24 protein-coding genes are annotated in these 22,828 nt (G+C 56.6%); 17 read left to right on the top strand and 7 right to left on the bottom strand.

The window, feature by feature from the left end; translation table 11 throughout:
• The 3 genes from VNX88_09415 to VNX88_09425 form a co-directional block, all read left to right on the top strand.
• On the top strand, positions 1-510 hold a 510-nt coding region (locus VNX88_09415; protein HWY68871.1), incomplete at its 5' end, for an AIR synthase-related protein.
• Between the two features lie 77 nt (positions 511-587).
• Positions 588-1,841, top strand: coding sequence for a DUF711 family protein (locus VNX88_09420; GenBank protein ID HWY68872.1), 1,254 nt, complete (start codon positions 588-590; stop codon positions 1,839-1,841).
• A 268-nt stretch (positions 1,842-2,109) separates the two neighbouring features.
• Positions 2,110-2,628: a DUF2846 domain-containing protein gene (locus VNX88_09425; GenBank protein HWY68873.1), complete on the top strand. Its 519-nt coding sequence runs from the start codon at positions 2,110-2,112 to the stop codon at positions 2,626-2,628.
• Positions 2,629-2,788: 160 nt separating this feature from the next.
• Here VNX88_09425 and VNX88_09430 read toward each other — a convergent pair whose 3' ends face one another.
• Together VNX88_09430 and VNX88_09435 are read right to left on the bottom strand one after the other, a co-directional pair.
• Positions 2,789-3,364, bottom strand: coding sequence for a GNAT family N-acetyltransferase (locus tag VNX88_09430; GenBank protein HWY68874.1), 576 nt, complete (start codon positions 3,362-3,364; stop codon positions 2,789-2,791).
• Between the two features lie 22 nt (positions 3,365-3,386).
• A complete protein-coding gene (locus tag VNX88_09435; protein HWY68875.1) occupies positions 3,387-4,505 on the bottom strand; it encodes a PIN domain-containing protein in 1,119 nt (372 codons plus the stop codon).
• 909 nt (positions 4,506-5,414) lie between these two features.
• On the opposite strand from VNX88_09435, the gene rpoD reads away from it, so the two are divergent.
• The 3 genes from rpoD (at position 5,415) to VNX88_09450 (ending at position 8,402) form a co-directional block, all read left to right on the top strand.
• Positions 5,415-7,112, top strand: coding sequence for an RNA polymerase sigma factor RpoD (gene rpoD, locus VNX88_09440; GenBank protein HWY68876.1), 1,698 nt, complete (start codon positions 5,415-5,417; stop codon positions 7,110-7,112).
• A 406-nt stretch (positions 7,113-7,518) separates the two neighbouring features.
• Positions 7,519-8,157: a sigma-70 family RNA polymerase sigma factor gene (locus VNX88_09445; protein HWY68877.1), complete on the top strand. Its 639-nt coding sequence runs from the start codon at positions 7,519-7,521 to the stop codon at positions 8,155-8,157.
• A 2-nt stretch (positions 8,158-8,159) separates the two neighbouring features.
• A complete protein-coding gene (locus VNX88_09450) occupies positions 8,160-8,402 on the top strand; it encodes an anti-sigma factor (protein HWY68878.1) in 243 nt (80 codons plus the stop codon).
• On the opposite strand, the gene VNX88_09455 is transcribed toward VNX88_09450, so the two are convergent.
• Positions 8,359-8,811 (bottom strand): nuclear transport factor 2 family protein, encoded by a 453-nt coding sequence (locus VNX88_09455; GenBank protein HWY68879.1) that lies wholly within the window; start codon positions 8,809-8,811, stop codon positions 8,359-8,361. The two genes, VNX88_09450 and VNX88_09455, sit on opposite strands and share 44 nt — an antisense overlap.
• 621 nt (positions 8,812-9,432) lie before the next feature.
• On the opposite strand from VNX88_09455, the gene VNX88_09460 reads away from it, so the two are divergent.
• The 7 genes from VNX88_09460 to VNX88_09490 all read left to right on the top strand — a co-directional run bounded on the left by VNX88_09460 (position 9,433) and on the right by VNX88_09490 (position 16,072).
• Entirely contained in the window at positions 9,433-10,020 is a 588-nt protein-coding gene (locus VNX88_09460; protein HWY68880.1) for a phosphoribosyltransferase family protein, read from the top strand.
• A 4-nt stretch (positions 10,021-10,024) separates the two neighbouring features.
• Positions 10,025-10,642: an HNH endonuclease gene (locus tag VNX88_09465; GenBank protein ID HWY68881.1), complete on the top strand. Its 618-nt coding sequence runs from the start codon at positions 10,025-10,027 to the stop codon at positions 10,640-10,642.
• A gap of 108 nt (positions 10,643-10,750) precedes the next feature.
• A complete protein-coding gene (locus VNX88_09470; GenBank protein ID HWY68882.1) occupies positions 10,751-11,593 on the top strand; it encodes a hypothetical protein in 843 nt (280 codons plus the stop codon).
• Between the two features lie 3 nt (positions 11,594-11,596).
• Positions 11,597-12,586 (top strand): DUF4129 domain-containing protein, encoded by a 990-nt coding sequence (locus VNX88_09475; GenBank protein ID HWY68883.1) that lies wholly within the window; start codon positions 11,597-11,599, stop codon positions 12,584-12,586.
• Positions 12,583-13,752 carry a DUF4350 domain-containing protein gene (locus tag VNX88_09480; GenBank protein HWY68884.1) on the top strand — a complete coding sequence of 390 codons (1,170 nt, stop codon included), beginning with the start codon at positions 12,583-12,585 and terminating at the stop codon, positions 13,750-13,752. The genes VNX88_09475 and VNX88_09480 overlap by 4 nt, the downstream gene beginning before the upstream one ends.
• On the top strand, positions 13,749-14,696 hold the full coding sequence (locus VNX88_09485) for a MoxR family ATPase (GenBank protein HWY68885.1): 948 nt from the start codon (positions 13,749-13,751) through the stop codon (positions 14,694-14,696). Before VNX88_09480 ends, VNX88_09485 begins: the two co-directional genes overlap by 4 nt.
• Entirely contained in the window at positions 14,693-16,072 is a 1,380-nt protein-coding gene (locus tag VNX88_09490; GenBank protein HWY68886.1) for a DUF58 domain-containing protein, read from the top strand. The genes VNX88_09485 and VNX88_09490 overlap by 4 nt, the downstream gene beginning before the upstream one ends.
• Before the next feature lie 190 nt (positions 16,073-16,262).
• Here VNX88_09490 and VNX88_09495 read toward each other — a convergent pair whose 3' ends face one another.
• Entirely contained in the window at positions 16,263-17,264 is a 1,002-nt protein-coding gene (locus VNX88_09495; GenBank protein HWY68887.1) for a stage II sporulation protein M, read from the bottom strand.
• Between VNX88_09495 and VNX88_09500 the strand changes: the two genes are divergently transcribed.
• Positions 17,263-18,024 carry an RDD family protein gene (locus VNX88_09500; GenBank protein ID HWY68888.1) on the top strand — a complete coding sequence of 254 codons (762 nt, stop codon included), beginning with the start codon at positions 17,263-17,265 and terminating at the stop codon, positions 18,022-18,024. The two genes, VNX88_09495 and VNX88_09500, sit on opposite strands and share 2 nt — an antisense overlap.
• A 160-nt stretch (positions 18,025-18,184) precedes the next feature.
• Positions 18,185-18,769: a PilZ domain-containing protein gene (locus tag VNX88_09505; protein ID HWY68889.1), complete on the top strand. Its 585-nt coding sequence runs from the start codon at positions 18,185-18,187 to the stop codon at positions 18,767-18,769.
• 1 nt (position 18,770) lies between these two features.
• Here VNX88_09505 and VNX88_09510 read toward each other — a convergent pair whose 3' ends face one another.
• The 3 genes from VNX88_09510 to aroC form a co-directional block, all read right to left on the bottom strand.
• Complete coding sequence (locus VNX88_09510) at positions 18,771-19,001, bottom strand: hypothetical protein (protein ID HWY68890.1); 231 nt, start codon at positions 18,999-19,001, stop codon at positions 18,771-18,773.
• Between the two features lie 221 nt (positions 19,002-19,222).
• Complete coding sequence (def, locus tag VNX88_09515) at positions 19,223-19,732, bottom strand: peptide deformylase (protein HWY68891.1); 510 nt, start codon at positions 19,730-19,732, stop codon at positions 19,223-19,225.
• Between the two features lie 13 nt (positions 19,733-19,745).
• On the bottom strand, positions 19,746-20,939 hold the full coding sequence (gene aroC, locus VNX88_09520) for a chorismate synthase (protein HWY68892.1): 1,194 nt from the start codon (positions 20,937-20,939) through the stop codon (positions 19,746-19,748).
• Positions 20,940-21,290: 351 nt separating this feature from the next.
• On the opposite strand from aroC, the gene VNX88_09525 reads away from it, so the two are divergent.
• Complete coding sequence (locus VNX88_09525) at positions 21,291-21,953, top strand: thioredoxin domain-containing protein (protein HWY68893.1); 663 nt, start codon at positions 21,291-21,293, stop codon at positions 21,951-21,953.
• A 152-nt stretch (positions 21,954-22,105) separates the two neighbouring features.
• Entirely contained in the window at positions 22,106-22,822 is a 717-nt protein-coding gene (locus VNX88_09530; protein HWY68894.1) for a response regulator, read from the top strand.
• Positions 22,823-22,828 lie beyond the last annotated feature (6 nt).

Below are 22,828 nucleotides of genomic sequence, written 5' to 3' on the forward strand. Positions count from 1 at the left end.
ATATATGTGACCGGAGAACTGGGCGAGTCCGCCGCCGCGCTCCACCTGCTGACGTCCGGCAAAGTCAAAAGACGCAATGTCTTCCCCCAGCCACGAATCGCCGTGGGCGAGTGGCTGGTTCAACAACGCATTGCAACCTCGGCCATCGACATCAGCGATGGCCTCTCAACCGACCTTTCGCATATTTGCGAAGAGAGCTGCGTAGGCGCAGCCATCGACGCTGAGGTAATCCCCACTCCCCCTGCGGCACACAAACTACAAAGAGCAGAGCGCCGGGGGCCCTCACCCGGCGGCCTTTCTCTAAAATTGGCGCTCCATGGGGGCGAAGACTATGAGTTGCTGTTCACGGCACCAAAATCAAAACGGATTCCTGAAAGAATCGGAGGGGTGAAGATCACCCGTATAGGCCAAGTCCTCCGCGAAAAGCGAGTGTATTTAGTTCAAGATGGGAAGAGGGAAATCCTGACGCCTCAAGGGTGGGAGCACTTCTCTCGTCGAACGACGACATAGCCAGCTACGAATCGGAGAATTTAGAAACAGAGCCGATAGCATTTACTCTTAGTGCGCATAAGGAGAGAGCAAAGACGATGCCGAAACGATTGCTGGCAATTTTCGTGTTGCTGTCAAGTCTGTTCGTATGCGCGCAGACGACGTCGAAGCCGAAGGTGCGGGCGATTACTGCTTTCGTGAACATCACGCCAAGCGGTTACCGTGCCGAGCTAAAGAAGGTACGCGACTCGCTGGCCGAGATTCAGAAAGACTATGAAAGCGCCGGGTATCAGGTGCAGTCTGTGCGCATCACGACTCAGCCCTTTCCGGCCTACGTGAAGGGTATGTCGCGACCGGACGCGCTGAAATTCCTGCAAGAGTTAGATGCGCTTTCCATTCAGGGAAACTATGCCTTCAACATCGGTCCAGCGATGATGAGTGACGCTCAGGATCCGGCGATGATGGAATTGCTGGCTGAGACTTTATCCTCAACCAAAAACCTGGTTGCCAGCGCACACATCGCAAATCAACAGGGGATCCAGTGGAAGGTGATCGCGGCAACGTCACGAATGCTCAAGCACGTCTCCGCTCACTCTCCGAACGGCGTTGGCAACTTCAACTTCAACGCCACCGCGATGCTGGCGCCCTACACACCGTTCTACAACGGCTCCTATCACCTCGGGAGTGATCTGAATGATCGATCTGCCGGCGGGGCGGGTGTGAAGTTTGCTGTAGGACTGGAGTCCGCCAATGTCGTGCAGGAGGTGATGCAGGCCAATGCTGGCGATCATGCTGGCGCTTCCGCCGCGCTGCGACGTGAACTGGGGCGCCACGCACAGGATGCCGAAACAGTCGCGCAGCGAGCAGCAAAGCAAGTCGGTTGGGAGTACCTCGGCATCGATCCGACGCCTGCGCCACTCAAAGATGTGTCGATCGGCGCGGCCATCGAAAGCTTCACTCGGAATCCGCTCGGTTCGAGCGGTACGCTAACCGCCGCGTGGCTCATCACGGAAGCCGTGCGCTCCTTGCCGGTGAAGCACATTGGTTACTCCGGCTTGATGCTGCCGGTGCTCGAGGATGGTCGCATCGCCCAGCGCTGGAGCGAAGGCCGCGTAACGCTGGACGCGTTGCTTTCCTATTCCTCGGTCTGCGCCACCGGGCTTGACACCGTTCCGCTTCCGGGAGACATCAGCGAGGAACAGCTCACGCGCATCCTGGGAGACGTAGCTGCACTGGCAGTTAAGTGGAACAAGCCGCTCACCGCGCGTCTGCTGCCGGCGCCGGGAAAGAAATCCGGCGACATGACTGAGTTCGATAACCCCTTTCTCGTAAATGCAAAGATACAGCCGTGAGTTGTAACCAAGTCGGCAGTTACAGACAACAATTTCCATAATGGAACGCGTTATCTCCTTGTATCGCTTTGGTTTGTACTGAGCACTCGACGAATCGTCACAAATCTGTAACTTTTCATCGCACGCCGCTCGCAAAATGTTCATCCTTCGCAGTCGTTCATGTTTTGCGATAGCACCCCTGTAACTTGAAGGTCAATCTGGCAGTCGCTAATGTTGGGTGCTGTTGTCGGTCCCCAAAATCCGAACATTCTGCACGAGGACTAGCACGATGAAAGCACTGAAAGTCTTATCGTTGTTCATTTCGCTCACCGGCGTGATCGCCCTGGCACAAGAGGCAGCTACCACTCCCAACACAAACGATGCCAGCCAGTCCAAGGCCACGGTTCATGTATATCGCTACAAGCAGTTTGTGGGTGGTGCCCTGGAGCCTTCTGTCTACTGCGACGAAGCACAACTGGCGCGCATGGACAATGGCCGCTACTTTGCAATCAAAGTTGATCCTGGCAAACACACCTTCCGGTCTAACGACACGCAATCAGGAATCGAATTGGATGCCAAGGCTGGGCAGGAATATTTCGTTCGCGTAGAGATCGCCACCGGATTTGCGAAGGGGCATGGTCGCCTCATTCTCATGTCGCCGGAACAGGGTAGCTATGAGTTGAAATCCAAGAAGCTCAAGCCCTTGGACGCGAGCAAGGTAGTAGACAAAACCCGGGTCTCGATAGAAGAAGTCGGGAGTGCACGGGAGACTGCTTCGAACGCGGCCGCTGAGCCAACTCACAACTAAGCGCCTCGTGACCCCACAATCTTGTTGTATCCACTAGTTCGGGGCTTTGGTCCTGAAGCGGTTTGCTATCGAACCGTAGGCCGCCAAAGCCCATCTCAAGAAGGACAGCTAATTCAGGCGCCAGCCGGTCCAAGCTCACCTGTCCGATCCAGACCCTCGATCATTGCAGGCACTTCTCCATCCAAGTGACATCCCAGTAGCGACCGAACTTCCGGCCTACTTCTGTGAAGGTTCCGACTGGACGGAATCCGAAGCGCAGGTGCAGAGCATTGGAAGCAGGGTTGGGTTGTGCGATTCCTGCCACTACCCGATGAACGTCCTCGTTGTTCAACAGATGAAGGATCTGGGCATATAGCTTTGTACCAACTCCTTTGCCTACCATATCGGGACTGCAGGCTACGCTAATTTCGACAGTGGTCTCATATGCCTGCTTAGGACGAAATCGTCCGGTCGCCACGTAACCGAGGAACCGTGAGCGTTCATCTTCGGCCACGAGTATGCGGTAACGCTTGCCATCGGAGTGCTCATTGAACCATCCGATTCGCTCCTCAGGCGTGAACGCGGCCACGTCGAAAGTGATGTGCGTGTTTTGGATGTAGTGATTCTGAATTTCGGTAAGGGCGGGCAAATCGTCCAATGTTGCGGGTCTGATGTTGGTCAAGGAATCGTGCATAGCAGCACTAGCGGTCATATCGAAGCTGGGATAAATCGAATTTGGGATGAAGAGACGCAGCACGTGGCGTCTCTACCGCAATTCACTACTCCTGCGGATCGACTGTCGCCCCACTGGGAACGATTGGCTGAGGACGGCTCGGGGGGCGCACGTCTACTCGCGGGCCATTGGCAGCTTGTTGGACTGGTGGACCGTTCTCGTGGCGCGGATGGTAGGCGGCGCGCTCGTCGAACTTGCCGAAGATCATCTTTCCGGCGGTTGTCTGAAGTACTGACGTGACGGCGATGTCCACGTTCTTGCCGATCATCTTGCGCGCGTTATCGACCACTACCATCGTTCCGTCGTCCAGGTAGGCGACGCCCTGGTTGTATTCCTTGCCCTCTTTCAGGATGAAGACGCGCATAGCCTCGCCCGGCAGCACAATGGGCTTGAGCGAGTTTGCCAGCTCATTAATATTCAGCACCTCGACACCCTGAAGTTGAGCCACCTTATTAAGGTTGAAGTCGTTGGTGATGATCTTCGCTTCGTACAGCTTGGCCAGCTCGATGAGCTTCAGGTCAACTTCGCGGACGGAGGGGAAATCGTCTTCGACGATCTGCACGTTCATCGTGGCCATCTTCTGAATACGCTGCAGGACGTCGAGGCCGCGACGTCCGCGGTTGCGCTTAAGCGAGTCTGCGGAATCGGCTACGAGCTGGAGCTCGCGGAGTACGAACTGCGGAATGACGACGACGCCGTCGAGGAAGCCGGTCTCGGCGATGTCGGCGATGCGGCCGTCGATGATGACGCTCGTGTCGAGGATCTTGCAGCTACGCTTGCCGGTCTTCTCCGAACCGAAGATTCCGCCCAGGGCGGCAAGGTTGAGCAGGTCGCCCTTGTTGGCGCCAACAATCAGGCCAACGTAAGACATCAGCAGCATGACGAAGAGCTGAAGGAAGTGCTGTGTACGTCCGGGTTCGATGGCATCGCGCAAAACCAGGCTGAACAGGTAGGCGCCGAAGATTCCCAGAATGCTACCGATGACCGCGCCGATCAGGCGCTTGAGGCTGACGATCCGCAGGCGAGCCTCGAAGAGCACCACGCCAAAGCCAATCACTGCCCCAGCTCCGGCGGCCTCCCAGCTCTCAAGCGAGAACGGTCGCAGCACGAAGCATGCGATCGCTACCACAAGAATGAAGACAAAACGTATGAATAAAAGGTCCAACTGGACCTCCCCAAATAAGCGTGGGACTCTTCCCGGCACGCTCCCGGTAGAAACCATTTATCGACGAGCAGCTATGAACTTGCTAAGAAAAGTGAACCGACCTGGGAGACTAGCGAATAGGAGAAAGTCCCCCGCACCGCCAGCTATGTGCCAGCAGTATATACCCGGTTACGACCGGGAGTATGGGCGGAGTTGGGTCCGTGGTGAAGCTCTCAGATATCGGAGGGGAAACGACTGAAGTAAGGGCCAGCTTGAATGTCTGCACCCGAAGAGTTAATGCTGTCGTGAGTTCGAGTGGTCCGATTTCCATTGCCTCCAGGCCAAACTTGCTGCAGTGTGATGCTGGCGTTTTGAGCCCAACGCTTGCTGTCGTAGTACCAAACAGTAATTCGCCATTTCGTCTTGCGGACGTGATTTTCGGCGTCCGCATCGAGCTCTCCTTAGCGGGAGAAAACGAAGGGCAGGTCTGACCCGAAATCTCGGGGGAGAATGGGTTGACTTGCCCTGGTTTCCTTCTTCGATTCCCCTGCGCGCTTCAATTCCCAGCCTTCAGCTTCTCCACAACACGCGAAGCCACGCCATCAGGTTCCCTCGAGACCTGCAGGAACCCCAAATAGCACTGGATTTCCGCAGCATTCCTCTGAACCCTGTAGCCGTTTACGGCATCTAAGCTTCTAGGGCGGAGTGTCTGCGAGGCGCAAAAAGCGCCCATAAAACGACAACTGGGCAAGGTTCGCGCCTGTCAACGGGCTGTGATATCCTAAATTCTCCCGGATAGGTGTGCCTACCAGCTATTCATTCTGAAGAACTTAAGGCGCTCTCCCGAACAAAAAGCGAGCCATGTGTTTCGTGTGCCCAGGCTCGTTTGGTCCCAAAGGCCACGCAAGTTTTTTGCTGAACTGGAGATGAGTGCATTTGGCGCTTAACGACAAATTCGACGACATTCAAAAACTGATCGACGCAGGCAAGGAGAAGGGGTACCTCACCTACGGGGAGGTCAACGATCTCATTCCCCACGACGTCCATTCGCCTGATGATCTGGATGATCTGCTTACTACGATTGGAACGCAAGGCATCGACGTCCTCGACGGATCGAAGATGCCGGGCTCCGATCTCAAAGACAAATTCGAAGATATGGAGGCCGGCGAGGACGTAGAACTCGACCTTACTCCCGGCACTCTGGAAAAAACCAACGATCCCGTCCGCATGTATCTGCGCGAGATGGGAACCGTTCCACTACTTACCCGCGAAGGTGAGGTTGAGATCGCGAAACGCATCGAGCGCGGACAGCTCCGCGTTCTGAAGGCGATTTCGCGCTCTCCCATCGTTATTAATGAAGTGCTCGCTATCGGCGAAGACCTGAAGCGCGGCGTTCGTTCGATCAAGGAAGTTGTGATCTTCGACGAGGAGGAGATCACCGACGAGATCGTCGAGGCGCGCATCAAGGCGACCACGCACCGCATCGACGAGATGCACAAGCACTCTAAGAAGGCCGAGCAGCTCGAAGAGAAGCTCGCCAATGTGGACAAGAAGAAGCGTCCCGGCGAGTATCGCAGGACGCGCTGGTCACTAGGCCGCGAGAGGGTGATGGTTTCGCGGATCATTCGCGAACTGCGTTACACCAACTCGCAGCGCAAGAAGCTGATCGATCGTGTGGGACATGTGGCCGAGCAGATGCGTTCGCTCGATCGCCAGTTCCACAACCTGGAAAAGAAGGTCGATTCGACGCGCTCCGAGGAACTCAAGAAGGAATACCGCAGGCAGCAGCGCAACTGCAAAGCCGATCTCGAGAAGATGGAGCGGGAAACCGGGCTCACCTTCATCGAGTTGAAGCGCACGCAGCGCGAGATCACGCAGGGAGACATCGACGCCGAGTACGCCAAGCGCGAACTCATCGAAGCCAACCTGCGACTCGTGGTTTCAATCGCCAAGAAGTACACCAACCGCGGACTGCAGTTCCTCGACCTGATTCAGGAAGGCAACATCGGCCTGATGAAGGCGGTGGACAAGTTCGAGTACCGTCGCGGATACAAATTCTCGACGTACGCGACGTGGTGGATTCGCCAGGCGATCACACGCGCTATCGCCGATCAGGCTCGCACCATTCGTATTCCGGTGCACATGATCGAGACCATCAACAAGTTGATTCGAACTTCGCGTCAGCTTGTGCAGGAGCTCGGTCGCGAACCTACGTCGGAAGAGATCGCCAAGCGGATGGACATCCCCGTGGCGAAAGTCCGCAAGGTGCTGAAGATCGCGCAGGAACCGATCTCGCTGGAAACTCCGATCGGCGAGGAAGAAGATTCTCATCTGGGCGACTTCATCGAAGATCGCGGCGTAGTTTCACCGGCAGAAGCCGTGATCAACGTGAACCTCAAGGAGCAGACGGCGCATGTGCTGCGCACCCTGACTCCCCGCGAGGAGAAGGTGATCAAGATGCGCTTCGGACTCGAAGACGGCTCGGAGCACACGCTCGAAGAAGTCGGCCAATCGTTCGCAGTCACGCGCGAACGCATTCGGCAGATTGAAGCCAAGGCGCTGCGGAAACTGCGCCATCCATCCCGCTCGAGGAAGTTGCGAGCGTTTATGGATGGGGTGAGGGAGTAAGTCAGCTTCTGAGCTGCTAAGCTTCTAAGCTGCCAAGCATTGAGGCGCGACCGATGGTCGCGCCTTTTTCTTTTTCCGACGCAACACTTCTGTGTCGGTTTCATCACGCCTCAAGCCTGTCCTCCTGAGCCTTCCTTTGGCGAAGGATCTCCCGTGATGTGTCAGCAAAAATTTCGCTTTCTCGGCTCTTTCACGAGGATCTCTAGCCGGAGAGCCACGAGACAGCATTCAAATCCGAAACACTCCGGGAGATCCTTCGCCAAAGGAAGGCTCAGGATGACAAGTTGGCCGGCGCCAGTCTCTCCATGACCCACCCGCTACGCAGGCGGCACTGTTCCCTATCCCCTGTAACCTGTCCCCTGTTTTTCTGTCACTTTTGCTAACATCTCGACTCTCATCTGCCCAGATGGCTTCGCCCGTCCAATCCGTTGCTGAAACTGACCTGATTGAACGGGTGAAAGCAGGAGAATCTGAGCTCTTTTACACACTCATCGAGCCGTATCAGCGAGCTGTGTATGCGGCGGCGTTTTCAGTTCTCGGGAACGAGGCTGACGCCGAGGACACGGCGCAGCAGGCATTCCTCAAAGCTTATGCCAAGCTCGATCAATTCCGCGCCGAGTGCAAGTTCAGTACTTGGCTGATTCAAATCGCCGTCAACGAAGCGCGCATGCGGCGACGGAAAGAGCGCAAAGCTTTGTACGAATCCATCGACGAAGGCTATGAAGACGATGGGGGCGATTACTTCCCCCGCGACTTCGCCGATTGGCGCGAGATTCCTTCTGAGGCTCTGGCGCAAAACCAGCTTAAGGAAGCGCTCGCGCGTGCGATCGCTTCGCTGAGGCCGATCTATCGCGAGGTCTTCATTCTCCGCGATGTGCAGGGTCTCAACGTACGGGAGACCGCCGAGGCGCTGGGCTTGAATGAACCGCTGGTGCGCACGCGCCTGCTGCGCGCCCGCCTGCAGATGCGCGATGCGCTGGCTCCGGGTTACGACGGAAGCTGGTGTGCCGGCAGTCAAACATATAAGAAGGTGAGGCCGTTCTGACTGTGCCAATTATCGAGATTAGTTGCGTTGAGGTCTGGAGAGAGATCTCGAACTACGTCGATGGCGAGATCGATCCAGTATTGCGTGAGCGTATCGCAGAGCACTTGAAAGCGTGCGAGCATTGTTCCGCCGTGGTCGATGGCACGCGCAATGTCGTTCGCCTCGTAGGTGACGATAAGAGCTTCGAGCTCCCGCGAGGCTTTAGCGAGCGACTGCAGAAGCGTCTGAGCGAGAACCTGGGCTAAGCATCGTTGGCTCGTAATCCTTGTTGCTGATGAAGAATCCGATTCGCCACGAACCGTCCACTTGTTTCTGCCAGGTCTCGCAATAGCGATACCTTCGGAGCTCTGGGTCGCCGCCCGCCTTGGGTTTGAGAATCAGCTTATGCCAGCCGCGGTCGATAGCCGTATTTCCGAAGATGGCAATGTCGATGATGACGACCTCCATTCTGACTTGATACAGCCCGAACAATTTTGAGAGCTCCACACGAAGCGCCTCTTTCGCTTCTTCTCCGTAGAAGCTGGGCTCCCCTTCCGGCATGTTGGTAAAACTGTCAGCAAACACGTTGAGCACTCGCTCCACGTCGCCAGTGTTGTGCCCTTCACGGTACTCGGTCTTGGCAACACTAATCGCGTATTCGTCGGCGGCAGACATGGTCAGGCTGAAGTTGCGTCAATGTAATGGTGTGACAAGGACAGGTCAAGTCCGGCAAGCATAAGAATCACCCATGGCGTTGCCTTCACTCCACCCGATGGCCCGATCACCAGATCGCACGATCCCCTAAACCCACTAGTTCATGACAGGATGTTCATACCTGCCCTCTTGCGAGTGCGGTTATACTGTTCATGTACTCAGCCTGTGACGTCCCGTCAATGGGATTAGGTTGAATTTGCGAGGCCGGTAACATCCGCCTCCGCGGATCGTACCGGGGACCTGGAGGTCGTCTTCAGCAGTAGCGGTGACCTAGCTCCGGAGCGCGCGGCAGTCCGCGGCAGCGGACTGCGAGGTCGCTTGTGGATTGAGGCGGCGTGGCACCCGCTGCGTATCGCACTCGATAGTATCGCCGCTGTTGTTCTTCCTTCCGACTGTCGCATTTGCAATCGCGCACTTGTTCAACTCTCAAGAATTCCTGTCTGCGCTGACTGTCTGGATTCACTAGCTCCTGCAGACGTAACCGCTTGTTCTGTCTGCGGCGAGGCGCTGGGATTTCGTTCTCCTGGGAGCGAGACCCTATGTGGCGTATGCCGCCGCGCGCATCCGCGTTTCGATTTTGCAATGTCATACGGCAGCTATGACGGCGCACTGCGGCGTCTGGTGCATCTACTCAAGTACGAGCAATTCCGGCCGGCTGCAAATGTGCTTGGCGCGAAGTTGGCCCAGTCGTTGAGACGCAGCGAGTTTGCCGCTGATAGTCCGGTGCTGATGATTCCAGTGCCACTGCACCCGAGCAAACGCCGGCAACGAGGATTCAACCAATCGGAGTTGATTGCACGTTCCGCGGTACAGAATTTGGGTGGCTCTCGTTTCGAGCTGCATACTGGCAATCTTCGTCGCAGGCGCGCGACAACTTCTCAGACGGGATTGACCAGTCATCAGCGACGCGAAAATGTGCGCGGAGCATTTATCGTGACTGCGCCCGCGAGCGTGGTGGACAGAGACGTTGTGATCGTCGATGACGTGTACACCACTGGCACGACGTTGAATGAGTGTGCGCGCGTGCTGCGCGCCGCTGGCGCGGGGCAGATCGCAGTGGCAACGGTAGCCAGAGTTTATCGCGAGGTTGCGGAGATTGCTCCGCATGGAGTTTCAAATCAGGAGAGATGCGCGGCTGCCCTGGTAGAGGCGGCTGCTGGGTACAGATAAGGGCATGTCGAGACACAATCTATCGCATCGTCATTCAGGCTCACATCACGCACCGCGCGTCACGGTGACGCCGGCTACGATGGTGGCTCCGAACGAACCGGCACGTCTGCCCATGCATTCTCCGGTACTTGTGCTCAACGCGTCGTATGAACCGATCAACATCTGCGCCGCCCGCCGCGCGCTTGTGCTGGTACTCAAGGGCGTCGCCATTACCGAAGAAGAGAATGGACACTATCTGCATTCGGCGAGGCTTGCGATCCGCCTGCCTTCGGTGATCCGCCTGCTTGAATACCGCCGTATCCCGCACCAGACCCGCGCACTGTCCCGCAAGAACATCCTGCTGCGCGACCGCAATACCTGCCAATACTGCGGAGTCGTGCTGTCATCCGCAGAGCTGACGCTGGATCACGTGATTCCCCGCTCCCGTGGCGGGGTTTCTACCTGGGAAAACCTGGTCGCATGCTGCCATCCCTGCAACCATCGCAAGGGCAATCACTTGTTGGTCGAGATCAATATGCGGTTAATGCGCGAGCCCCGCGCCTTCAGTCTTCACACCAGCCGCCACATCATGAGGATGATAGGCCGCTCGGATTCCAAGTGGCGAAAGTACCTGTTCTATTGATTGCCGGTATTCCCCTATCGGGAACCATAACTACTCTTAATCCCTTGCAGACCCGTGGCCGAACCGTGCTATTATGCGCCAGCTTGAGGAACTCAGGAGAATTCCCCCATGTCCGCATCTTTGCGCCCACTCAGCACCGGTGAGCTGCTTGACAAGACTTTCACTCTCTACCGGCGAAATTTTCCGCTGTTCTTTGGCATTGCTGCCCTGGCACAATTGGGGCCCTTCATCGTCCTGATAGCGATGACGGGTATCTTCCGCTCAGCCAACACTCAGCACACCGCAAGCACCGCAGTCACAGTCGCAATTACCGGGTTAGTAACGCTGTTTGCGTACCTCGCCGCCACCATGATTGCTGCCGGCTTGATTCAGGCGGCGACTACTTTTGCCGTCTCGTCGCTGTACCTGGAAGAGCCGGTCAGCATCAAGAGCGCCTATGCAAGGGTGAAAGGCCTGGTGTGGCGCTCAGTCAACGTGGTACTGAGCGTTGGCATTCGCATAGTCGGCGGCCTGCTCCTCTTTATTATTCCGGGAATCATCATGCTTCGGCGATATTCCTTGTCGGTGCCCGTGGCAGTCTTGGAAAATCTGAAAACTCGTGCTGCTCTCAAACGGAGCCGGCAACTTAGCGAAGGAAGCGGAGGAAGGATCCTTTTAGTTTATGTCCTGATGTTGGCGCTCATCTGGGCCGTCAGCCTGGGTACAGCCTGGGTTCTTGGATTGATCTTCACTCCACAAACTCTGCGTCAGTCCTTCGCTGCTCAGATGGTGCAGCAATTCTCCAGCTTCTTAGTAGGAGCTGCAGTCGGTCCAGTTATGACGATTGCCTTTTCCCTGCTCTATTACGATCAACGTGTGCGCAAAGAGGCGTTCGACATTGAGCACATGATCAGCACATTGCAATCGGCGGGAACACCCGCATCCGCTGCGGCCGCCGGAGTCACCGCCTAACAAATGCGCTGCGCGACCCGGCTAGCGGGCGTAGCACTCTCCCTCCTCACCTTGAGCCTTCCCTGCGGGGCTGCGGACGACGCAGCCCCCGACGATTCCGACACAAGACAAGTTTCCCTGGCGCAGTACACGCAGGAGCTTGCACGCATCGATGCCCAGTTGAAGATGCTGCCGGAGCATCCCGAGGAGGCTGGCTCGGTACGTTCCTCCATACCTGACGAGTGGGAACTCAAGACTCAATCGGGTACTTTCGAAATCGATAACGAGGATCTACGCGAAAAGTTGCAGCAATATGACAGCAACGTAAGAAGGCGTGGAGAGATTTTGCCGGAACTCGAATTCACGGTTGAAGGCCAACTTGAAGACGCGAAGAATTACGATCGTCCTGCTGACGCGAATGCCAGAAATAAACTCGAAGGTATTCTGAAAGGGCGTGAATATCACAGTGTCTCGAAATCGCAGTCACCGCTGGAAAGGTTCAAGGACGCGCTTCTAGGCTGGTTCATTCGGCAGCTTCGCAAACTTTTCCGCGCGGCCGTCGCGCATCCCCGCGCATCGCAGGTTCTGTTGTGGAGCATTATCGGGTTGGTGATTCTCGGATTTGCGACCTGGCTTTATTTCCTGCTTCGGCGCACTATACGCGATGAATATTCGCACCCGCGCGATGGCGGCGAATTCATCCCATCATCAAAGCATTGGCAGCAATGGATGCGAGAAGCCCGTGCGGCTGCCGAGCGAAGTGACTGGCGCGAGGCTGTCCACCTCGGATATTGGGGTGGAGTTTCTTATCTTGAGTCCGCAGGAGCGTGGAAGCCCGATCGGGCGCGCACGCCGCGAGAGTACCTGCGCCTGCTGCCGGATGTGAGCGATCGGCGTGTGCCACTCGACGGACTAACACGACGCTTCGAGCTTACCTGGTACGCATCTCAGGCAGCGTCGTCGGCCGATTTTGATTTCGCTGTGGCGCAACTGGAAAAGCTCGGTTGCCGATGAAGCTCGACTCCGCCGACCGCAAAATCCTGCTGGTAGCGTTTTCGATTCTGCTGGTATGTCTTGTTATCTCCGCAACAGTGAACCCGTCTGCTGAGGATTCGTTGCCTTATCCCTCGCCGTACTCCGCGTCTTCAGGAGGGGCAAAAGCCGCTTACACGCTGCTCTCCCAAATTGGGTATCGGACGGAACACTGGAGAAAGCCTCCCTCCAAGTTGATGGAACACGGTATCAATACGGTCTTGTTGGTCGCTGTTCCGACGCAAAATCCGACTCCTGAGGATCATCAGGAGTTGCGTCGTTATGTCGAGCGTGGTGGCAAGCTCATTGCGATCGGGAGCAGTACGGCGGCGCTGCTTCCGCGCAGCGCTTTCTTTCCGGGCCTGCCACATTTCGCGTGGCGGACGTATCGTGCGTTGATTCCCAGCGGCCTGACCAGCAATGCTCCTGAGATAGCAATGGCGCCAGCCGTATATTGGCAAAGGAATGACGAGGCGTCGCATATCCAATACGGTGAATCCAGAGAAGCCGTGGTGATCTCCTACAAATATGGCAAGGGCGAGGTTATCTGGTGGGCGGCCGCCGATCCGCTCACGAACAGCGGCATTCTTCAGAAAAACAATTTGCAATTGTTTCTGAACAGTGTCGGTCCGGCAGGCGACAGGACCGTGCTCTGGGACGATTACTTCCACGAGGGCGAGGTCACGCTGGCTGACTCTCTCTTGTCCAGCCCGCTGAAATGGTCGCTGCTTCAGTTAGGATTGCTGGCATTGTTCGTGGTGCTCACCTATTCCCGGCGGCACGGTCCTGTTCGACCCCTGCCGCAGAAATCGCGACTGGCGACACTCGAGTTTGTCGAAACCTTGGGCGCTCTGTATCAACGTGTGGGCGCAACCGAACTGCCGGTGCAGGTCGCTTACGAGCGCTTCCGGCATCTGCTTCATCGCAAGTTGGGCATCAGTACCTCAGCATCGCCCCAACAGGTTGCGGATCGTCTGAGATCACGAATAGGAGAGCGAGTGGCCGATTTGGAACAGAATCTGGCCGCGTGCGAATCTGCGCGCTATCAGCCCGAGATCGGTGAGGAGGAAGCCCTGCGCCTGGTGAAGTGGCTGGAGAACCTTTCCCACGAATTAAAAATCCTGTCGAAGGACGAATCGTCGAAATGAGCGCTACCGCGGAGTTGATCCAGCACTGTCGCACACAACTCAGAAAAGTCGTCGTTGGCCAGCAAGACGTCATCGATCATGTCGTCCTAACCCTTCTTTGCGGTGGTCACGCACTGCTGGAGGGTGTTCCTGGCATGGCCAAGACGTTGCTGGCCAAAACGCTTGCCCGCATCCTGCGCATTGAATATCAGCGCGTGCAATGCACGTCTGACCTGATGCCGTCGGACATCCTTGGGACCAACGTTCTGAATGCTGCCACCTCAACCTTTATCCTTCACCACGGCCCGGTGTTTACCGACCTCCTCTTGGTCGATGAAATCAATCGCATGCCCCCGCGCACGCAGGCTGCGCTGTTGGAGTGCATGGAGGAACGCCAGGTAACGATCGATGGAACGCGCCATCCGCTCTCGCAAGTATTTACCGTGATCGGCACCGAGAACCCAATCGAGTTCGAGGGCACGTATCCGTTGCCGGAGGCGCAGCTTGACCGCTTCCTGCTGAAGATCAACGTTGGATACCTTTCCGCTGAGGAAGAAGTCGCCGTGCTCGGCAGCCATCACAACGGCTTCGATCCGCACCAGCTCGATCGCATGGAATTCCAGAGTGTCGAGGAGCAACACTTGCTCACGGCGCGTGAAGAAGTGAAGAAAGTGCGCATCGAAGAGGCGTTGTTCCGGTATTTAGTGCAGATCGTGCGTCGAACACGCGACTGGCCAAGCATCTCTCTGGGCGCCAGTCCGCGGGCTGCGGTCACGTTGATGCAAGCCGCAAAAGGGCTAGCTGCCATGGATGGGCGCGACTACCTTATTCCTGACGACATCAAGCGGGCGGCGCTTCCAGTGTTGCGTCACCGTCTGCTTCTGAAGCCTGAAGCTGAGCTGGAGGGCGTATTTCCGGACCAGGTGATTAACGATCTGATAAAGACTATTGAGGTTCCGAGGTGAGTCAGCTCCAACCGCTGGCGCCAGTCGCGCGCAGCGAGAGAGCTGTCGCCCGGGGAAGATTTGGCCTCGCTTTTGGCGATCGCTTTTTCGTGTTGCTTCTCGCAGGCTTGCTGTGGATCGGACCCATATTCTGGAGCCGCCAGTTCATCTACGGCCTTGTCGCTTGGGATGTGGCGCTGCTCATTGCCTGGTTTGTTGACTTGCGGAGCCTCGGTTCACCCGCGCAGCTTCTTATTGATCGGACATTCACTCGGGCATTAGCCCTCGAAGAGCCGACGAACCTTCGCCTGACCATCACAAACAGTGGCAGGTCGCGCCTGCACGTGCAGGCTGTGGACGATCTGCCTCCCGAATTGATATCGGCGCCGGTAGAGCTGTCATTCTCCGTTCCAGCAGGACAAGAACGAACCGCCGAATACATGGTCGTACCGAAGGAACGCGGAGACTATTGGCTTGGCCCGCTCTATCTGCGATGCCAGAGCCCCATCGCACTTGCCCAGCGCTGGGAAGAGGTCGACCTGCGTCAGCAGGTGCGGGTGTATCCCAGCCTCCAATCGGCGAAACGCAACCAGCTCTTCTTGCTCCGCAGCCGGCGCATCGAACTTGAACGCCGTTTGCTGCGCCAGCAAGGACAGGGGAAAGAATTCGAGTACCTGCGCGACTTTCGCGAAGGAGATGAATTCCGCGACATTTGCTGGACGGCAACCGCGCGCCGCGGCAAGCACGTTACTCGCGTTCATCGGGCAGAGCGCAACCAGGCAGTATGGATGGTTATGGATTGTGGACGGCTCATGCGCGCGCGAATTGGAAGCCTGAGCAAACTGGATTTCGCCGTCGATGCCGCACTCAACCTCGCGCAAGTAGCTGCGTTTGGCGGCGACCGTGTTGCCCTCCTGGCCTATGGAGCGCGAATTCAGGAGCGCCTCACTCCTGGCCGCGGGCACTCCCACATGCGCTTGCTGCTCGATCAGCTCGCACGCATCCATGGTGAGCCTTCCGAAGCCGACCACCTTCGCGCTGCGAGTTCCCTCATGGGAATGCAGACGCGGCGCTGTCTGATCCTGTGGATCACAGACCTGGCTGAGACGGCAATGACTCCTGAAGTGGTGCAGGCGGCGATGCAGATGTCCGGTCGGCACATCATTCTGTTCGCCGTAATCGGCCAGCCTGACCTGAAGAGCGTTGCTGCGGAATCTCCCAACACTCCTGAAGAACTGTATCGTTATACCGCCGCCATCGAGACTCTGCACCGGCGCGAGCTGCTGCTGGCCCGCATGCGTGAACGCGGCGCGTTAGCTATGGAAGTGGACGCGCATGAGATTTCGGCTGTCGTCATGAATAAATACCTGGAGCTGAAAGAGAGAGGGCAGTTCTGAATTGGGCACATGTTCTTCACTCGCCCCGTCACCCCGGTCTGTCCTGGAGCACTCTTTTGGCGAACGACCTTCCGCGATGTGTCACGGTTGATTGCCGTGTCCGGGCTTTTGGGCCGAAAATCTCGCCAAAAAGCCACGACGCGGCACATTAGTCTCAATCATCTCGGGAAGTCCTTCGCCAAAAGAGGGCTCAGGATGACAGTCGTTCAGGGGTGGTCGTCAAGGACGAGAGTCGTTGGCTGTTAGCAGTCAAACGCGCACTACTCAAGTACAACACCAGCAACAGGAACAACCCAGCAGCAATGCTGAATTTCAGCAAGACAGATTCTGAAGTGGGTGAGAGGAAAGCCTCAAGAATACCTGCAATCACGAGCATGGGAATGGTTCCGATAATCAATTGAATGGCATCGCTGCCGGCAGCTTGCAACGAATCCTTCCGCGATAGAAAGCCCGGAAAGAGCAGCCCGTGGGCAATGCGCAATCCGGCCCCACCGGCGATAAAAATCGAGGGCAGCTCCAGGACCCCGTGAGGCGCTACGAAGCTCCACAGCGGGAGGCTCATCTGATTGAGCCAGCAGGCCGTGCCAACCACGCCAATCAGCAGGCCATTGAAGAAGATCATGTACAACGTTCCCAGTCCTGCCGTGATGCCCATGGCAAAGGTCATGAACGTAACCGAGAGATTGTTGGTCATGATCGCGCTGCTCGCGACAGGCTTTATAGCGACCACCGAATGTGTCCACATTTTGTGGTGCTCAATCGTATCCACCATCTCGGGCCCGAGTACCTGAAGCTGGAAATTCGGGTTGTAGAGCGTCGTCAGCAAGCCAGCGACACTACCGGCAAAGAAAATTATGAAAGCGACCAGCACATAGAGGAGGTTGCGCTGGAAGACTTCAGGGAACGTTCGCGTAAAGAAACGCAAGACATCGAGCGCGCTGCCACGTTGGCCGATGTAAATGGTATTGTGAACGCGGGCGAGCACTTGGTTCAGGTGTCGAGCGTAATGCTGAGCACTTTGGTCCTGGCGCAGAATCGACAGATCGGCGGCGACTTGACGATATAACAGACTGAGGCTGCGCAGCTCGCGACGGTTCAGAGCTCCAATGCCTGAAGTTCTGGACTGAGCGAGAAGCTTTTCCAGCTCTTCCCAATACGGTCTTCGCTTTTCGAGCCAGTATGTAGAAATCATGAGCGAGAATCTCGACAAGCTTATCATCGACACTCCAGAGCAGGTGCAGCTCGAGTTTCCACTCGCCGGCATCGGAAGCCGCTTCATGGCGCTGTTCGTCGATAGCCTGATTCAATTCGTTGCGCTGTCTGTGTTGTTTATTCTGCTGGCCATTCTTGGGGCTGGCATCAGCCTCTCGCCGGAGCTGGGTAAGTGGGCCGTCGCGCTTTATATCTTTGTTTTCTTCCTTCTTTACTGGGGATATTTCGCGATCTTCGAGGCGCTCTGGAAGGGACAAACTCCGGGCAAGCGCCAGGCCGGAATTCGAGTAATCCGCGATTCGGGGCGCGAGATCACAGCGAAAGAAGCCATTGGACGAAACCTGTTGCGCTCCGTGGACCTGCTGCCAGGCTTCTATGCTGTCGGAATGATTAGCGTTTTCCTAAGCGCACAGAACAAGCGCCTGGGCGATTATGTTTCGGGGACCGTCGTGGTCCATGATCGGCCGCCGGAGGAGTCGCAGCCGTTCTGGAACACGCGCGCCGATGATCAAACCACGTTCGTGGGCATCGAGAAGATCACCCCTGAAGAGGTCCAAATGATTGAAGCATTCCTGCTCCGCCGCCTGGATCTTCCCCCCAGTGTGCGACAGCAGTCCGCAAAACGAATTGCGGATCATGTCTCCACAAAACTGGAGGTGCCGGAAGATCAGAAACGGGACCTCGAAAACTTCCTCGAGCTGGTGGTACGGCAGTTCAGGAAATCGGCAAGGTACCGATAAAACGCAAATAATCAGCAGAACACACTAACACTACCGTTATGCACAGTTCGTGATAATTATGGTGAGAAGGCAGCACGCAAGATGATGCTTGGAAGTCTCCTCTGGCCGAGGTTCTCCCGGTTTCTCCTTGACGATGGCGAGTTTCGTAGATCGAGGTGTTGTGGCTGCCGATTTTTCGCAGAAGGTAATCTGCCGTCCGGGTGAGCTCGCGCCTGCGAGCGGTGTTTACCTGGTCAAGCACTTGGCCCGTCATCGTCCGCCGCACGAGGCTATCGTTGTGCGCGGAGAAGAATTTCCCATTTGTCGCTCGTGTCGAGGCGCGGTCCAATATGAGCTAGCGCGCGAAACTGAGCACGTCCATCATGACTGGGATCTGGCTGGGCCACTCGATCTCGGTCCCGTACCAAAATCAAAAGAGTACGACAGCGTACGAGCCTTCCGCCGCGTGGAGGTCAATCTCCCCATCATTCTTGTCGAGGCTCGTCACTCCAGAAATCCGATATTACTGCGTGGGCACGCCACCACTTTGAGTGAAGGCGGCCTGGGCATCATGATCGAAAAAGGCCTCAGATACCCGCGAAAGAGCGTCACGCTGCGTTTTCCAGGTGCACGTTCGCGGGAAGAAATTAATGTGAATGCACGCCTGCGCTACCGAAATGGGATGCGCCATGGATTCGAGTTTCTCCGCCTCTCGCCTAACGATCGTAGTGCGGTCCGGGAACTCTGCACCAAGATGGGCGCTTAAGTTACCTCTTGAAATCACGGTCTTCGCTGATGTGGGGAATCGCCTGCTTCAGTTGGAAGCGGACCCTCGATCCGCAAACGCGACAAGGCGGGAGCTGCTGACCAACAACGAACGTGGCTTCCCTCACGTCGGACGTGCAACGGACATGCAGGACGTTGTAAATGCCTGATTCGGGAACAACATCTCCTGGTTTCCGTGGCTGCTCAGCTCCAAGCTTTCTGGCTGGGTTCATTTCGATTCTCGTATGCACGTAGCACAGAAAGGGCAAGTGGCTTACCAAAGAATGTGGCAGCAGCTCGGGATAGTTCGATTGCTTTCAGTCAGTTGCAGGCACAAGAAAAGGTTGGCTGCTGGCCCGAGTTGCGCGAGGGAAGGATTTACTTGGCGCCGACGCGGAGAGTACTAGCTCGCAAAAAGTTGCGCGCCCTCTAACAAGAAATCAGCAGATTGCAATTACCAGTCGCCGAGTTTCTGGAGTTTCTTGATCTTGCGTTTGATCAGATCTCGCTTCAGCCCGCTGATATGCGAGATGAATAGTTTCCCATTCAGGTGATCAGTTTCGTGCTGCATGGCACGAGCCAGCAGCTCTTCTCCTTCGGCCTCGAACCACTTACCTTCCGCGTCCTGCGCGCGAACCGTACACTTCATGGCGCGTGTAACGTTCTCTCGGAAGTCAGGAAGGCTCAAACATCCTTCACTGTGGGTCTGGCGTCCCTCTTTCTTCACGATCTCGGGATTGATGATCACCATCTTGGCGCTCGGATCCTCTTTGAAGGAACAATCGATCACCGCGACTCGTTTGGGAATCCCGATCTGCGGGGCGGCGAGCCCCACTCCGTGCGCGGCGTACATGGATTCGAACATGTCATCGATGAGCTTTTTCAGCTCGTCATCAAAAACGCTGACTGGGGCGGCGGGTTTCTCCAAAACGGGATCGCCATAGTTCACGATGGGATAGATCATTCTGCGTGCTTGCTCAGTACTCCGCGATCTGCTTGCAATACGATTTGTAATTCCTCTCCATTTCCATCACGGAATCACCGCCGAACTTTTCCAGCGCGCAGCGCGCCAGGGTTAGCGCTACCATCGCTTCAGCGGCGACACCCGCGGCGGGAACTACGCAGACATCGGAGCGTTCGTACGCGGCCTTTACGGGCTCGCGGGTGGCGAAGTCGACCGATTCCAGCGGGCGACGCAAGGTGGAGATCGGCTTCAGATATCCACGCACGACAACGTCTTCCCCGTTGGAGATGCCGCCTTCGATGCCCCCAGCATTGTTCTGCGCGCGAGTAAAGCGGGTGAAGTGCTCGTCTCCATTTTTCGCGTTCTGCTCAGGCGAATATCCAATGGGATCGTGGACCTGCGATCCGAAGGAAACCGCCGCGTGCACTCCTCGCCCGATTTCGACTGCCTTCACTGCCTGCAACGACATCACAGCGGCGGCGAGCTGCGCGTCGAGACGCTCGTCCCAATTAGCATAGGTGCCGAGGCCGGGGGGCACGTGGTGTCCGATTACCTCGAAGATGCCTCCGACCGAATCACCGGTGCGCAGCGCCTGATCTACCTCCGCTTTCATTCGCTGTTCCACTTCGGGATCGACACAGCTCAGCAGAACCTCCTCTTTCTGCGCCAGGGCGAGCATCTGCGACCATTCCGGCGTACCCTCGAACGAGGCTTTGCCCACAGCGATTACATGGCTGAGGACCTCTACTTCGATCGTCTTCAGCAGCAGCTTGGCCACAGCGCCGATCGCTACACGGGCCGCTGACTCGCGAGCTGATGCTCGTTCCAAGACATAGCGCGCTTCCGGCAGGTTGTACTTCAGGGCTCCAGCCAGATCGGCATGTCCAGGACGCGGAGAGGCCACCCGCTTGTGCTTTGCCGGATCGCCTGCGCCAACCGGCAGGGCCTCCTCCCAGTTTTTCCAATCTCTATTTTCAATGCTTAGGGAAATCGGTGAGCCAATGGTCTTGCCGTGGCGCACACCGCAGATGAAATGCGCGGTGTCTCGCTCGATGCGCATCCGCCCACCGCGGCCGTAGCCCTGCTGGCGACGCCAGAGTTCGTGGTTGATGAACTCCTGATCGACTTCGACACCGGCAGGAACGCCGGAGATAACGGCGATCAGCGCCTCTCCATGAGACTCTCCGGCAGTGCAGAAGCGAAGCATAAACGCACGATTTTACAGGAACATCCCCGGCGCACGATTTGTTAGAGACGCAGCATGCTGCTTAATCATCTAGCTCTGTTTACCGTGGAATCGTTGGTTGCTGCTGTTGCGGGGGCATTTGGGTTTGGGGGAACAGTCTTTAGGTGCCTAGATCTTTAGGTGCCTAGATGCGACGCGAGCCTAAAAGGAGGGTTAAAGCGGAGCTGCCATAGTGAGGGTTGGAGAGCTGCAGGAGGACATCTTCCAGGCGAGGAGCTGGCCTGGCGCTGCGTCCCTGCAAAAGCTGCGGCAGGCCACGCTTCCGCGATAAAATACCTACAGCATTCACCGCCGGATCGGGTCTAATTAACTATGCTTTTACGCCTATTCCTTGTAGTTGCCACCCTACTTATGCTTGGCACCTTCAGCTACTCGGCCGACACGTCAGCCCTGAAGCCTCCTCCAGGACAGAGCGTCGCCATCGTCGAGTTCATTGACCTGCAGTGTCCGGATTGCGCCAATGCCAATCCTCTGCTGAAAGAGGCGGCTAAGACGTACAACATCCCTATTGTTCGCTATGATTTTCCGCTGCCCAAGCACAACTGGTCCTATGATGCCGCGGTAATCGCCAAGTACTTTGACAGCAAATCAAAGGCGCTGGGCGCAGCATGGCGGGACTACTGCTTCGAGAATCAGCCGGCGATTTCGCCCGAGAACCTGCGGAGCAATGCCGAGAAGTTCGCCTCGCAAAACAAGGTTTCGCTGCCGTTTGTGGTGGATCCGGACGGGAAGTTTGCCGGGCAGGTGAAGGCGGATTTTGCCCTCGGACAGCGTGTCGGGATCGAGCACACGCCCACCATTTATGTGGTCTCGAACAAGGCCTATGGCAAGCCTTTTGTGGAAGTCGTCGACCGCTCCAAGCTGTATTCCATCATCGACGAGATGAAGGCGCAGGCTGGACCTGCCACAACCTCAGCCGAGAAACCAGCCAAAGCCGCAAAGACTTCCCGGCTTACTAAGAAGCAACTGCGTTAATTTCCCATTACGAAGGGTTTTGCCACGCCGGCCGTACGCTTTAATATCAGCCACTTCCAAGCTGAATCAACGATTTAAGCTGCCATACGCAGGAGTTCAGTTACGTCCGTTATTTGTCCTTCAGGTTATAAGGAAGGTACATTTCACAGGTGATGCTGAAAGCCCTGCTCCTCACACGCGATCAGGAAATGTTGCGCGTCGTTCGGCGGGTGCTGGAAACCGTAACCATTGACATGGAAACGGTTACCTCCACCGATGCTGCCCGCCAGACCATCTCAAGCCGGAAATTCGACGCAATTCTTATCGACTGTGACGACGTCCAAAGCGGTTGTGAAGTCATCAAGGAGTTGCGGAGGGGCAAGTCGAATTCGAAGTCGATTGTCTTCGCCATCACCAATCGGGTGACAAGCGTAAAGGGCGCCTTTGAACTGGGCGCCAATTTTGTGCTCGATAAGCCAGTTTCACCCGATCGCGCCGCCCGAAGTTTGCGCGCTGCCCACGGCCTGATTCTGCGGGAGCGCCGCCGGTATCATCGTCACGCAATTAACGCGACTGTCCACGTGAGTTACGGCTCGGTCCGCAATGTACCGGTCCCCCTTACCAACATCAGTGAAGGCGGGGTCGCGTTGGGTACAAATCGCACCAGCGAAATGACCGGGCCAGTGCAGCTACGCCTGGAGCTGCCGGGCCTGAATCGCGTGCTGGAAGCCAAAGGCGAATTCGTCTGGACGAACGACAGAGGACGGGTTGGCGTGCGCTTTACCACCCTCAACCCGCTGGCAAAATCGGATCTCGATTCCTGGCTCTCGCGCCAACTCGAGATCGCCGCTCCCAATCTGGTAAGCGCCGGATCTGGCAGGCTGTTTTAAATCACT

The organism is Terriglobales bacterium, assembly GCA_035567895.1.
Classification (GTDB): Bacteria; Acidobacteriota; Terriglobia; order Terriglobales; family Acidobacteriaceae; genus Gp1-AA112.